Here is a 13,531-nt window from a genome sequence, read left to right on the forward strand (position 1 = left end):
CAGAGCGGGCGCATAAGTGTCAGTTGCTGGCGGTTTTCTTGGTGGCGGCCTGCTGTTCCTGCAGGTCATAGGCGCGCTTGATCAGGTATTGATGCACGGCTTCGGCTTGCGCAAGGTCGAGGTGGCCCTGGAACGACGGCATGCCATCGGGAATACGCCCGCCGTAGACGATGCCAAGGAAGCGTTCATGGTTGTCTTTGCTCAGGGTGCGCAGGTCCGGCACTACACCGCCGCTGATGGCGTTGATGCCGTGACATTGCGAGCAGCTGGAGTTGAACAGCTCACGGCCCTGGTCAATCTGCGCTGGCGTGCCGGTCAGCTTCGGCGGTTCGGGTTTGCGATCGGCGAACCGGTCCTTGAGGTCCGGGAGCGTGGCAGTGCCGCCAAGCTTGTAGGTCAGCACCTGCGCATTGGGTTTGACCCCGGCACGCAACGACAAGGCACCGGCGAAGGTGGAGAATGCCCCGCCCCAACCGGCCATGAAGGTGACGTACTGTTCGCCGTTCACTTCATAGGTCACCGGGGCCGCCATCACGCCGGTGTTGGCCGGCGACTCCCAGACCTTCTTGCCGGTGTCGGCTGCGTAGGCGACTACGCGGCCATTGGCAGTGCCTTCGAACACCAGATTGCCGGCGGTGCTCAGGGTGCCGCCGTTGAAGATGGTGGTGTATGGCACTTCCCAACGGGCTTCCTGCTTGACCGGGTCCCAGGCGATCAACTTACCGGTCCAGGTGTCAGCGATCTTGCGCAGGCCTTCAGGGTCCTCGGGCATCATCCCGGTGTTCACGTCGAGCTGGTAAATGCTCTTGAACTTGGAGCGCGGTGGCGCGCCGTCAACGTCCTGGTACATGGCCGACATGATGTGCGCCGGGATGTACACCAGGCCCGTTTGCGGGTTGTACGACATAGGTTGCCAGTCGTGCGCCCCCCAGAAGGCCGGCTGGATCAGGCGGGCTTTTTTCTCCGGGTCTTTCCAGTATTCGGCGACTTTCTCGTTGCGGATCGGCCGCCCGGTTTTCATGTCGATGCCGGTGGCCCAGTTGATCGGAATAAAATTCTTCGCCGACAGCAGCTCGCCCGTGGCCCGATCAATCACGTAGAAAAAACCGTTCTTCGGCGCCTGCATCAGCACCTTGCGTTGCTTGCCGTCGAGTTCCAGGTCCACCAGCATGATGTGCTGGGTAGCCGTGTAGTCCCAGGCATCGCCAGGGGTGGTCTGGTAGTGCCAGACGTATTCGCCGTTATCCGGGTTGATGGCCACGATGGAGGAGAGAAACAGGTTGTCGCCCTTGCCTTCGCTGCGGATACGCGGGTTCCACGAGGAACCGTTGCCCACGCCGATGTACAGCAGGTTCAGCTCGGGGTCATAGGACATCGAGTCCCACACCGTGCCACCACCGCCCTGCTTGTGGTAGTTGTCGCCGAACCAGGTCTTGGCGGCGATTTCCATGCCTTTGCCCTTGGGCATTTCCTTGGGGTCACCGGGCACGGTGAAGAAGCGCCAGTCCTGCTTGCCGGTCTCGGCGTCGTAGGCGGTGATGTAGCCGCGCACACCGAACTCCGCGCCACCGTTGCCGATGATCACCTTGCCTTTGACGATGCGCGGGGCGCCGGTGATGGTGATGCTGCGGGTCGGGTCGCTGCGGGTATCGACACTCCAGACCTTCTGCCCGGTCTTGGCGTCGATGGCTTCCAGACGGCCATCGAGCACGCCGACATAGACCTTGCCATTCCACACCGCCACACCACGGTTCACCGCATCGCAGCAGGCTTCACCGGCGCGGGAGCGGTCGGACTGCGGGTCGTATTTCCACAGCAGCTTGCCGTCGCGCGCATCCAGGGCATAGACGATTGAAAACGGCCCGGTGGTGTACATCACGCCATCGACAATGATCGGCGTAGCTTCCACACCGCGATCGATATCCAGCTTGTAGCTCCAGGCGAGGCCGAGCTTGTCGACGTTGCCGTCGTTGATTTTCTTCAGCGGGCTAAAGCGTTGTTCGTCGTAGGTGCGGCCGGTGCTCATCCAGTTGCCCGGCTCGCTGTTGGCCGCGCTGATACGCGCGCCATCCACAGCCGCAGGCTGCGCAGGCGCTCCCATGGCGTGGCCGGAAATCGCCGCGCCGAGAAGCAGTGAAGCGAGGATTTTTGAGGGAAGAAGGGACCGTGGCAGGCCAATCTGATTCATCGTGGAATCTCCAGTTCTTATTAGGAGCCAGCGCCAGGCGCGGATGGCTGCAAAGGACTGGAGCAACGGCTGTGCCAGAGGGGATGAAACAGGCTACAGGCCAGAAACGACGGGGCTTGTAGCGAAGTGATGCGTGATGATGAAGCCGGACACTTGTCGCATCAGAGGGACGGTGATGCGACAGGTGTAGCGGTGTTCTTTGAATCGCCTTACTGGTATGCGGGACCACTGGATTCGCCGTCCTTTCGGCCGCTGATTGGGAGATTGGAGCGCCGTTGAAGCAAATTTGTCCGAACCTTCATCAAAACGGCGAAAGTCTTACTCCGGTTGGTTGGTTTTTGAGGTAGGCCAAGGCAGTTAGCCTGACACCACTTCCCGCCCTATTGAGGTAACGCAAATGAAAGCAGTCGTATTCACCCAACCGGGTTTGCCCATTCAAGACGCTCAGTCATTGTTCGAAACCGAATTGCCTCAACCCATCCCACGCGCCCGTGATTTGCTGATCGAGGTCAAGGCGATCGCCGTCAACCCGGTCGATACCAAAGTGAGAGCTCGCAGTACCAGCAAGCAACCTCAGGTTTTGGGTTGGGACACGGTAGGCATCGTTCGTGAGGTCGGTGGTGATGTGTCGTTGTTCCGGCCAGGCGATGAAGTGTTCTACGCCGGCGCCATTGATCGCCCTGGCAGCTACAGCGAGTTTCACTTGGTTGATGAGCGCATTGTTGGGCATAAACCCCGCACGCTGGACAATGCCAGTGCCGCAGCGTTGCCGCTGACCTCCATCACCGCCTGGGAACTGTTGTTCGACCGCCTCGGCGTAAAGGAAGGCGGTGGTAAAGGGCAAAGCCTCCTGGTGATTGGCGCAGGCGGCGGTGTCGGTTCGATCCTGGTTCAGTTGGCCCGCAAGCTGACCCAACTCACGGTGATCGGCACGGCGTCTCGACCGGAAACCCGGGACTGGGTACGTGAACTGGGCGCCCATCACGTCATCGATCATTCAGGGTCGATCTCCCTACAGCTTGAAAACCTCAAACAAAGCCCCGTCGATTACGTGATCAGTCTGACCCACACCGACACCTACCTTCCCCAGATCGTCGAAGTGCTGCGTCCTCAGGGCAAGCTCGCGCTGATTGACGATCCCGAACAACTGGACGTGATTCCACTCAAGCGCAAATCGCTGTCAGTGCATTGGGAACTGATGTTCACTCGCTCGCTGTACCACACCGACGACATGATCCAACAACATCACTTGCTGGAAAGGATTTGCGCCCTGGTCGAAGAAGGCGTGATCAAGACCACGATCGGCGAGCACTTCGGCAGCATCAACGCCGAGAACCTCAAACGCGCTCATGCACTCATTGAAAGCGGCAAAGCCAAGGGCAAGATCGTCCTGGAAGGCTTCTAAAAAGCGCTTACACACGCAAGGAAACGAACATGAAAGCACTCTTCAAAGTCGCTGGACTGGCGATCGCGGTTTCTCTCAGTGCAATGGCTGTAGCCGATTCTGCAACCGGCAAGGGCATCCAGATCGAACGCGTCTTCGCATTCAATGGGGCCATGCCAACGGGAGTTACTGTCACCGAGAGCGGTCGCATTTTTGTCAACTTTCCCCGTTGGGGTGACGACGTTCCATACACCGTTGCGGAAGTTGTCCAAGGAAAGGTCGTGCCTTACCCTGACCTGAAAACCAATGTCGAAGATCCGAAAAACCCGGCCGCTGGTTTCATCAGTGTGCAAAGCGTAGTCGCCGACGGCCATGGGCGGGTCTGGATACTCGATACCGCAGCACCCAGGTTTTCCGAACCCAAGGCCGGAGGCGCCAAGCTGGTCGCCATCGACCTGGCGTCCAACAAGATAGTCAAGACCGTCGTTTTCCCCCCAGAGGTGATGCTGCCCTCCACCTACGTGAACGACATGAGGTTCGACTTTCGGGTGGGCAAGGAAGGGGTCGCCTATGTTACGGATTCTTCCGTCAGTGGCCCTGGTGCAATCATTGTTGTCGATCTTGCAAGCGGCAATGCCACTCGCCGACTGAGTGGAGTCAAGTCCACCTCGGTCGATCCCTCGTTCACTCCCGTGATCGAAGGCAGACCGGCCCTTGTCACAAAAAATGACAAAGGAGAAGCCGGCCTGTTGTCGGTAGCGTCTGATGGCATAGCGCTCTCAAGCGATGGCCAGACACTGTACTTCTGCCCTTTGTCGAGCAGGCATCTTTATTCAGTTTCGACCGCTCTGTTGCGAGACCCAAGCATGAGCGATACCGAACTGGAAAAAGCGGTCATCGACTTGGGTGAGAAAGGAGCTTCCGACGGCCTTGAAGCCGATGCCAACGGAGCGGTTTATGCCGGCGATTATGAGCACAACGCAATCAGGAAACGCTTGTCCGACGGTCAATGGCAAACCCTGGTCGAGGATTCACGCTTGCTTTGGCCGGACACCTTGTCCATCGGACCCGACGGCTACTTGTACTTCACGGCCAATCAACTTCATCGTTCTCCTGGATTCAATGATGGTCAGGACAAGCGCGTGAAACCCTACAGCCTGATGCGTATCAAGATCGACGCCAAGCCTGCACAAACCCACTAGAGGGCCGTTCAATGCAAAAGCTCATCCGTCTTGTGCGCTGGATCAGGCCGGCGACTACTTCGCTAACGGGAGTGAAGCCGACTACCTGATTCGACGGGAAGGATGCTCGGCCCTGGAAGCGGCTGATAGTCGAATTGAACGCCTATCACAGCTTGAAAAAGTCTGACATCCAACATTGAGCGTCATTGCGCAACATAGCTCTCGAAACGTGTGGACAAGAAGGTTCTCAGCATTTGCACTGCCGGCGTCAGCGAAGTTCGATGTGCACACACGAGCTGAAGCGGCGCCGGCTGTCCGTACTCCTCGGGAAAGATTTCCACAAGGCGGCCCTGCCGAAGATCATCCATGACGTCGATCCTGGACTTGTAGACGACCCCCACTCCCGCTACAGCCCATCGACGAACGATATCCGCATCGTCACTGATGCGGTCCCCCGTCACCTGGACGGTTCTGGCGCCCTCTGACGAGTGAAAACTCCAACGCTCGTAAGTCTGTTCCCCCATGACATAACGAAGACAGTTATGCCGGCTTAAATCTTCGGGCGTCAGGGGAACACCATGCCGTGCGAGATAGCTGGGCGATGCACACACTGTTCTGCGGTTGAACGGTGCCAAGGCCAATGACACGAGGCTTGAGTCAGCCAGTTGGCCATATCTGATACTGGCATCCAGATGCTCGCCGAACAGGTCCGCGACCTGATCGCTGATCCGCAGTTGTAGCAATACCTTCGGATACATCAATTGAAATTCATCAAGCCAGGGCAACAGCACGTTTCTTCCGATGTCCGAAGGTATGGACAAACGGATGGTTCCGGCGATCTCATCACGCCCTTGGGTCAATGCCAGCTCGCCGAGTTCAAGGGCTTCCAGTGCTTGCCGAGCATGCGACAGGTAGCGCTCACCGTCGTCAGATACTCTCAGCCGCCGCGTGGAGCGCACGAACAATCTGACTCCCAGGATGCCCTCCAGACGCTGAACGGCGCCGCTGGCCAAGGCAGGCGAGATGTCCAGCAATCGTGTCGCCGCCGAAAAGCTGCCTGCACTTGCAGTCGTAACGAATACCTGAATATCGTCGACCCGAACTATTTTCTTCACTTTTACAATCAACTCCTCGCGGTATTACGCGCAACCAGCGCAGCGATGACAACACCGAACACTACCAGGCAAAGTCCAAGCAGGAACTTACCTGAGACTGTGGCTTCGAGAGTAAGACAGGAAAAAACAATCCCCACCAATGGCACCCCCATGGTGAAATTCGACATCGCAAACGTCGACACCCTTCTCCCAAATTCCGCTGATATTACAAAACACGCTGATGTTGCGATGGGACCAATGAAAAAAGCTCCTCTAACAGATCGGCACTGACTTTTATGGAGGTGGGAGGACCTTCTGTGAGAGTGGCAGCAATTGCCAGTGGAACGGTCGCAAGCAGCATCTGCCATGGGGCGAGTGCCAAGGGAGACGTGACCCAATGGTGGCGCTTGATATGGAGGATAACGATTGCCCAACTGATGGCCGCCAGAATCAGGAACACCGCACCCAGCACAGTATCCTTATTCGACCAATCCAACTCGCCGGGCGAACAAACCACTGCAATACCGATCAGGCCAATCAGGAGTGCGGACACCTGCATCCTCGACGGTGTTTCGCGAAAAATAAGCCAAGCCACTAACACGCACCATAAGGGTGTTGTATACGCCAGAAGCACTGCACGGCTGGTGTCGATGTGCACCATGGCCACCAAACCCAGCCCGGTAAAAGCCATCATCTGCAATAAACCAACGCTTGCGATGATCGCAAGATCTTTGGCTACCGGGAGTTTCAGTTGCCCCCGCAAGATCAAATACATGAACAAACACAGCGCCGCGCTGGAAAACCGGATGGTGGCCAGCCAGAGCGGAGGCACATCCTGTAATGCAAGCTTGGTAATAGGCCAACTGCTGCCCCAGAGCAGTACCATCACAGCTAGCCACATATACGTGTTTTGAAACCCGAAAGTCCCGCCTCGAGCTCTTACAAGTAATTCGGTGGAAACACTCATGATTGCGCTCCGGAAAGTTATCCAATCGAGCATTCATGATATTTCTACCCAGCAGCAAAAATGCTTCTATCTGTTTCCTGAAAACGAATAAATCGGTACGTTTCACCTATCAACGACCCATTACAGGAAAAACCTACCATGAGCCGCGCAAAACTGGACGATGCCAGCCTGCGAATCCTCGACGCATTGCAGAAGAACGCAGAATTGAGCAATGCCGAATTGGCAGATATCGTGGGGCTGTCCACTTCGCCGTGTTGGCGACGCGTTGCGGAGATGAAAGAATACGGGGTTCTTCGAGGTGCAGTCACATTGGTCGACCCCGCGAAGCTGGAGCTTGCGATTAACGTGTTCGTACACGTCACCCTGAAGCTTCAGGACAAGCAATCACTGGAGATATTTACCAATGCGATCAGGGAGCGACCGGAAGTCATGGAGTGTTATTTGATGAGCGGCGAGGCTGATTTCATGCTGAGGGTTGTGAGCGAGGATATTTCAAAATACCAGACCTTACTGCTCGACTGTCTCACGACAATACCTGTCGTAGCGAGTATCAGGTCAAGCTTTGCCCTGAGCCAAGTGAAGTACACCACGGCACTTCCGACCAATCATCTGCGTGGTCGATCCAGCTTGGCTCACGGTTGAAGTCAAAACACTCGAAGGCGTCGCCGCACACGAAGCATTGCGATTCAAAGCCCTTCAAGAATAACTTCCTTCAGGGCAATCCATTTCCGAGCCAAAACTCCGGCTGCTGTATCTCGAGCATATCCGGGTCGCTGAAGCCTTCCGCTGCAATCCGGATCGGGTCAGCTTTGGTGTGAAGCGCAGGGATGGGCTCATTGTGTAGGGAAGATTCAGCAGTGATCTCTGCTGCAGCGGTGGTCATGTCATTCATGGCAGTCGCTCCAATTGTTGAGTGATCAGCTTGAACGGCAAAAAAATCTGGCGACACCCGCCAGCCAATGAAACAGTTTCAGCAAATTGAAGAAAGCGTAGATGCAGGTCGCACGAGTCTTGGCGCGCAATGCCTTACTTGGCGGTCTACGGGTCGGTCGACCCAAGTGATTCTATGTCAAAGCAGAAAAACACCCCGCTACGGTTTTTAGCTCGTCACTCAGCTCCTGGGCGACCTTATTCAGTCGCTGACAAAAAGCCCTTACGGTTCCGTGGCAAAGCTATCGGACAAACAGTGCCCAACGATTGTGTAGTGGTCAACTAATCCCGGACACGACGTTAAGTTTTTTTTCGGCCCGGGCTGGCGCCAGCCCACCGTTGAATTGATGGGGTCGAATCCAGTTGTACCGATGCATCAAGAATTGGCTGATATCGCGCTGGGCTTCTTGAGCCGTTCTGTAGCCCGTGGTCGGTATCCATTCTGTTTTCAAGCTGCGGAACACGCGCTCCATTGGCGCGTTGTCCCAGCAATTTCCCCGCCGGCTCATGCTCTGGCGCGTGCGATAACGCCACAGCCGCTGGCGAAATAAACGACTCGCATACTGGGCCCTGATCCGAGTGAAACAGCAGCCCTTGAGGCCTGCCACGCTGTTCGTAAGCCATGTCCAACGCCTTGATGACCAGATCCGCATCCGGCTTGTTTGACAGCGCCCAACCCACAATTCGGCGTGCGTAGAGATCCAGAACGACAGCCAGGTAATGCCATTTCCGTTGAACCCAGATGTAAGTGATGTCGCCACACCAGACTTGATTCGACGCCGGCACATCAAACTCTCGATTCAAGATGTTCGGAATGTCAGGCCGGTCAACCGTCGCTTGTTTGTAGGCATGTGATCCAGGTTGTTTGCTAACCAACTCCAGCTCCCGTATCAGGCCACGCACCTTGAACCGCCCGATTTGCTCACCGTCTTCCTGCATCATCGACACGATGCTGCGGCTACCGGCAGCGCTTCGACTTTGCGTAAACAGTTCGTTGACCCGACTGCGCAACCGAAGCCGCTCAACGTCCGGAGTTCGGTGCCTGAGGGGGTGGGAGTAGTAACACGAGCGAGTAATGTCAAAGACTGTGCAAAGCCAATCGACCGGCTCTTGGGCGCTCAGTTGATCAATCAGCGCGTGCGCTCGTGCTCTTCCGACATCAAGAGCGCGGTAGCCTTTTTTAAAATGGATTTCTCCCGTTCAAGGCGAGCGATTCGAGTTTCCAATTCCTGGATTTTCTGCTGCTCGGGCGTCAGCGCCTTACTCTGCGGAGTAACGCCGTTGCGCTCCTGCTGGAGTTGATTAACCCAGCGACGCAACGCGGACTCGACCACCCCAAGCGAGCGGCTGGCTTCGATATGGCTATAGCCTTGATCGAGCACGAGGCCTGCGGCCTCGCGTTTGAATTCAGCGGAAAAGGAACGACGTTGCTTGGTCATCAGACACCTTTATCTGGCGAGCATTCTCGCCTAAATGGGTGTCCGGTTTCAGTAGACCACTACACTCCATCGCCAATTGGTTCTCGGACCTGTGGGGCAAGTTAGAAGGATTTTTTGCCCAGGGTATTGGTGACATCGTCCAGGGGCTCATTTCGTTTTCGCCTGCTGGGCTTCTGCTAAAGGCAATTGACGCCGTGTTCGAGCTGTTTGGACTGCGCCCTTTAAGCGAGATTGGAGCTCAATGGATCGGTGGCCTTTGGGATGGTATACGTGGGAAGTTCAATCAACTGACGGGTTGGCTCAAAGAAAGCGTTGGTAGCTTGACCGACTGGATGCCCAGCTGAATGACGGGTGATGGAAGCGCAACACGCCTAACGGCACCAGCCGCAAGCGCTCCGCCCGCCATCAAATTGGGACCACCCGCGCTGTCGAGTGCAGCCTCCTCCCCGAGCCAGTACTCGCCTCACAGAGTGAGCGATAAGACGGTAGACGTAGGGGGCGAGTTGCGGATCAAAATCGATTCCGATGGTCGTGCGCGGGTTACTTCAGCAAAAAGCAACGGTGGGATGGCCTTCAATGTCGAGTCTGGTCCACTGGGAGTGGTGCCATGATGAAGCGCCGGGCTGAAACTCCCAAGCGCTGTTGGCGCTTCTCCATTCCCGGCGCAGCCTGCTCCCAGATTAAGCCTGTCTGGTGGGAACGTTTTTACAGAAATCCGATTTAAATTTGTCCGCCCCACCTCTAGCAAGACCATCCAGCGTTGACCTACCCTAGCCTCCTGCTGGCCGAGCTGTTCACCGCCACAACCTCCCTGCCTACAGCCAGGGAAGGTAATGTCTAGCAGTGCACTAACCACGTATCTAGCAACAGACTCGGGTGGTCATTGCGGGCGATCAGCACACCCTGCTCCGCTTTATAGCATCACCCAACCAGGGACGAGTCATGAGAGGGACGGAATGAAAAAGCTGAAAAATCCGCTAACCTTGCTGGTTTTGATCGTTGTCGCAGCGTCCTTGAGCGCTCCGTTTGGAACCCCTCAACTTGCAGCATTCGCAAAAGACTTTTTGCCGGCTGTAGCTACTTTGATCGCCGCATATGCAGGGGCATGGTACGGAGCAGCTCTGGTACGAGATGCCGCCCAGGAAGACGAACGGAAAAGGCAAATAGGTGCAGGCGCACGCGCTATGTTCACACTCTGGCGCCAAGTGAATATCGTCGCTCAAATCCAATTGGACTTCGTGGATGATTACCGCGACAACCCCTCAGTAGTGATCTCACTTCCCCCTATTGACTACCCCTTGGATGAGCCCCCCAGGTTAGACTTGGATAGCCTTGCATTTTTTCTTGATCTTGGTGATTCAGGGGTACTGGAAACACTGGTCATAGCTGAGCAGAATTTTCTGCATGCGCTAGACGTAGTACGAACCCGTTCAGCGCTGCATCTTACGCAGATACAGCCAATCCTAGAAAAAATCCTTCCTAAAGGTGGGCCGGTCTCGCACGCCTCTCTAGAGCAAGCACTCGGCCCACGATTGTTTTCGCAATTGATAGATCAGACGAAACGCCTGATTTTCAGGGTAGATAGATCAATCGAGGATTTGGATAAAGTGGCTGATGAACTGTATGCGGCGCTGAAAAAAGGCTTTCCAGATGCAAAATTCCCTCAGCCGACAAAACCAGAGAATCAGTGAGAGCATTGCGGTGCCAAAGACTGCGCTAAATTTAGCGATCTGAAAGCTAGATGGCAGTGCCAAACATCCTGCAACGCGATGCCAAATCCGACGCCAACTTACACATTCTGTGAGTTAGCAGCGGATTTGGCACCGACCAGGACCTTGTAAGAGATTCCGAGTTGACCGCTAGAAGCCGCGGCCGACGGATCTTTCGAGGGTTCAGCGGCACTCAATCGGTGCCAACTACCTGCAAAATGGTTTGTCACCAAAACAGCAAGAAGTCGGGTGAATTTGCGGTCTGTTTGGCACTGCGGTTTGGGCCCAAAAACGTCGAATTTGGAGGTATGAGGCAGGCTCTCAGACGCGATGGTTTGATTCCAAATCGGCCCCTGGGTCTTGTGATCAAAGGGTCTTCAGGAGGCCCACAGCCCGTCAGCAATAAGTTCGAATAGATGCGCCCTCCCCGCGCTCTGTTCCGTTTCCCTAGCGCACAATCGGAAGTCCGGCCTAAAGGTGCTTTCGCTGCTTCCGTTTGTCTTCAAAGGCACGGCCCGCGTGACGTACAGCCGGTTTCGATGATTTGGGGTGGTGACCTTTAAGAACGAAGAATCGGAACTGAGCTTCCAGGGTTTAGCGCCGCGGAGCCCCGAGGAAAAACGCCCTAATCGCCCGGAAACAGGGCGTTTGGCAAGGCTATCTGACATGCGAGAAAGCGGAGAGAGGAAGAAAAGTATCAGACAGGATTGGTGCCAAAGACAGCGCGAAAAAGGGCCAAAAACGGCGTGAACTCACATCACCACGACGAATCAATCAGACCCTATGCGTTCAGTATTCGCTCAATGCGTTCACGCGCTGCCCCTGTGAGACGTCTAACGCCTAATAACCTGGCAACCTCAAGGGCTCGGTCTCCAGCATCGATAATGCACGCGGCGATACGCAACTCCTCCGCCGCGATCTCCTCAATTGAACGCGCGTCATTGGCCGATGCCGGAACACGGTATGTCGACCACTCCATCACATCGCCCTATGTGCGCATGATCACGGCTTAGAAACCGAGTGAATCATCATCCCTCGATGCTCACTCCTCCTTATAAAGACTTGCTGAAGAAGGCGTCCTTGCCCAGTAGTCGCGCATTTATGAAGGCTTAAGCGTTCTAAGCCGGCAGAAAATCTAGACTGGTGAGCTATTACTGGGCGCTCAATTGAGCGCACAAAGAGTCGCAGAGGAATTCAACGTCTCTCGCTCTGATGATGACGCCGGAATGACTGCTGTCGGCTGAGTGTTCAAACATTAGGGACAGGCAGCATCCACAGCCAAAAGCTGACATTGGTGAGTTCATCATTTCGCAGGGCTGAACCGTCGCATCGTGGCGACATCTGCCTCCCAAGCCGATTGAAGGGCTAAATCTTCATTCCAATCCAGTCATGATGGCATAATGCCTCTCTGAGGTGTGTTCTCGCCGTCGTTGTGCGAGGGCCCGTGACAAATTCTTCAGACTCCAAGAGTTTGAAACTGACACGGTGAATTGGGCGCAAGTTATAGCTTCTGCCCGAGATGAGAACATGTATGAATCCATAAAGGCTCTTAATCGGAAAATTTACGATTAATTCCGGGGCCAACAAGTTGACCGAGCAACCCCTATGAATAGCTTCATAATGGCATTTTACGAACTACTAGCGTTCCTTGGAGGGTGCATCTTATTTTTTTTACTATTCGATAAACTGATAATGCGAACTCAGAAACGTTCAGCCAGTTTTTTTAAAGAGATTACTGTAATAAGTGCGACTCGCCGATATCTTTTTCGACTGCATCGTTTCAACCTTATAAAAGCACTGACTCTGTCACTTGTTATGTATTTTTTTTCGCAGCTGACGCTCCGCTTATTCGAGGTAAAATTTGATATTACTTTGAACTTTCCCTGGTATTTCCTACCAGGACTCTACATTGGCTGCGCTGTTTTGTTTCTACCAATGAAAGGGCAAGGTTTAACCGCAGCGCTCGATAAACGCCTCTCACTGAGTTGGGATCGAGACGACAGCTTGGCGCTTCATATACGGCAACGAAAGGTACATTCCCTATCGCCGGCTTTTACGAATTCTCTAGCCATGGCTGCCGCCACTCACTTGCTGGACCTCCGTGCCTGCAACATCGGCAATCCGGTAAGGCTAGATAGTTGGCTATTCGCGCCGCCGCTATCCAGAGTAAATCCAGAACTACGGAAATTTCAAAATATCCTAAATTTGCGCAAACTCAAAAAGTTCAGTCCTTCTTTGAAAGCAAGGCATATATCACGACTGATGGAGTGTGCGATAACTAGGCACAAGAGTTCAAGGAGATGGCCAAACAAAAATTCCAGAAGGACTTTAAATATATTTTTGTTTCTCAGGTGTGTTGTCTTTTTGCAAAAATTTGCCACCACAGCCATGTCGTTTGTATTGTTGATGCTACGTTGGCGCTCCATCGCCCGTTCTTTGCAATCGTTACCAAAACCGAATTTTAGTGCTACCTATACGATGCAAAATGGAACACCCAGCACTCAGCGGATTAGGGACGCAGAGCTTGTGTTCAATGCACATATTCCTACCTGTAGGGTAAGTCTCTTACCGTTGGAGCGCATGAGCGTCTTTACTGTGATTACTCTTGTGGCCCATAACCCTAGAGTGTCTTCTCAATT

8 protein-coding genes and 1 pseudogene are annotated in these 13,531 nt (G+C 54.7%); 4 read left to right on the forward strand and 5 right to left on the reverse strand.

What is annotated here, in order from left to right; all coding sequences use genetic code 11:
• Window positions 1-19 precede the first annotated feature (19 nt).
• On the reverse strand, window positions 20-2,188 hold the full coding sequence (locus AB4N33_RS11700; RefSeq protein ID WP_476457366.1) for a PQQ-dependent dehydrogenase, methanol/ethanol family: 2,169 nt from the start codon (window positions 2,186-2,188) through the stop codon (window positions 20-22).
• A 397-nt stretch (window positions 2,189-2,585) separates the two neighbouring features.
• Between AB4N33_RS11700 and AB4N33_RS11705 the strand changes: the two genes are divergently transcribed.
• Entirely contained in the window at window positions 2,586-3,593 is a 1,008-nt protein-coding gene (locus AB4N33_RS11705) for a zinc-binding alcohol dehydrogenase family protein (protein ID WP_460116573.1), read from the forward strand.
• A gap of 29 nt (window positions 3,594-3,622) precedes the next feature.
• Window positions 3,623-4,774, forward strand: coding sequence for an L-dopachrome tautomerase-related protein (locus AB4N33_RS11710; protein WP_476457367.1), 1,152 nt, complete (start codon window positions 3,623-3,625; stop codon window positions 4,772-4,774).
• A 182-nt stretch (window positions 4,775-4,956) separates the two neighbouring features.
• Here AB4N33_RS11710 and AB4N33_RS11715 read toward each other — a convergent pair whose 3' ends face one another.
• On the reverse strand, window positions 4,957-5,859 hold the full coding sequence (locus AB4N33_RS11715; protein ID WP_476458810.1) for a LysR family transcriptional regulator: 903 nt from the start codon (window positions 5,857-5,859) through the stop codon (window positions 4,957-4,959).
• Between the two features lie 214 nt (window positions 5,860-6,073).
• Window positions 6,074-6,814 (reverse strand): DMT family transporter, encoded by a 741-nt coding sequence (locus AB4N33_RS11720; RefSeq protein WP_476457368.1) that lies wholly within the window; start codon window positions 6,812-6,814, stop codon window positions 6,074-6,076.
• 138 nt (window positions 6,815-6,952) lie between these two features.
• Here AB4N33_RS11720 and AB4N33_RS11725 point away from each other — a divergent pair, with 138 nt between their 5' ends.
• Window positions 6,953-7,456, forward strand: coding sequence for an Lrp/AsnC family transcriptional regulator (locus tag AB4N33_RS11725; protein ID WP_476457369.1), 504 nt, complete (start codon window positions 6,953-6,955; stop codon window positions 7,454-7,456).
• Window positions 7,457-7,526: 70 nt separating this feature from the next.
• Here AB4N33_RS11725 and AB4N33_RS11730 read toward each other — a convergent pair whose 3' ends face one another.
• Both AB4N33_RS11730 and AB4N33_RS11735 read right to left on the reverse strand, forming a co-directional pair.
• Window positions 7,527-7,706, reverse strand: coding sequence for a hypothetical protein (locus tag AB4N33_RS11730; protein ID WP_476457370.1), 180 nt, complete (start codon window positions 7,704-7,706; stop codon window positions 7,527-7,529).
• Between the two features lie 316 nt (window positions 7,707-8,022).
• Window positions 8,023-9,183, reverse strand: a pseudogene (locus AB4N33_RS11735) (IS3 family transposase).
• A 956-nt stretch (window positions 9,184-10,139) separates the two neighbouring features.
• On the opposite strand from AB4N33_RS11735, the gene AB4N33_RS11740 reads away from it, so the two are divergent.
• Window positions 10,140-10,874 carry a hypothetical protein gene (locus tag AB4N33_RS11740; protein WP_460139650.1) on the forward strand — a complete coding sequence of 245 codons (735 nt, stop codon included), beginning with the start codon at window positions 10,140-10,142 and terminating at the stop codon, window positions 10,872-10,874.
• The last annotated feature ends 2,657 nt before the right edge of the window (window positions 10,875-13,531 follow it).

It is taken from the genome of Pseudomonas sp. S1_E05, assembly GCF_056337105.1.

Coding starts and splice junctions, on each gene's coding strand:
- AB4N33_RS11740 (WP_460139650.1), top strand. CDS start 10,140: ATGAAAAAGCTGAAAAATCCGCTAACCTTGCTGGTTTTGATCGTTGTC.
- AB4N33_RS11710 (WP_476457367.1), top strand. CDS start 3,623: ATGAAAGCACTCTTCAAAGTCGCTGGACTGGCGATCGCGGTTTCTCTC.
- AB4N33_RS11720 (WP_476457368.1), bottom strand. CDS start 6,814: ATGAGTGTTTCCACCGAATTACTTGTAAGAGCTCGAGGCGGGACTTTC.
- AB4N33_RS11705 (WP_460116573.1), top strand. CDS start 2,586: ATGAAAGCAGTCGTATTCACCCAACCGGGTTTGCCCATTCAAGACGCT.
- AB4N33_RS11700 (WP_476457366.1), bottom strand. CDS start 2,188: ATGAATCAGATTGGCCTGCCACGGTCCCTTCTTCCCTCAAAAATCCTC.
- AB4N33_RS11725 (WP_476457369.1), top strand. CDS start 6,953: ATGAGCCGCGCAAAACTGGACGATGCCAGCCTGCGAATCCTCGACGCA.
- AB4N33_RS11730 (WP_476457370.1), bottom strand. CDS start 7,706: ATGAATGACATGACCACCGCTGCAGCAGAGATCACTGCTGAATCTTCC.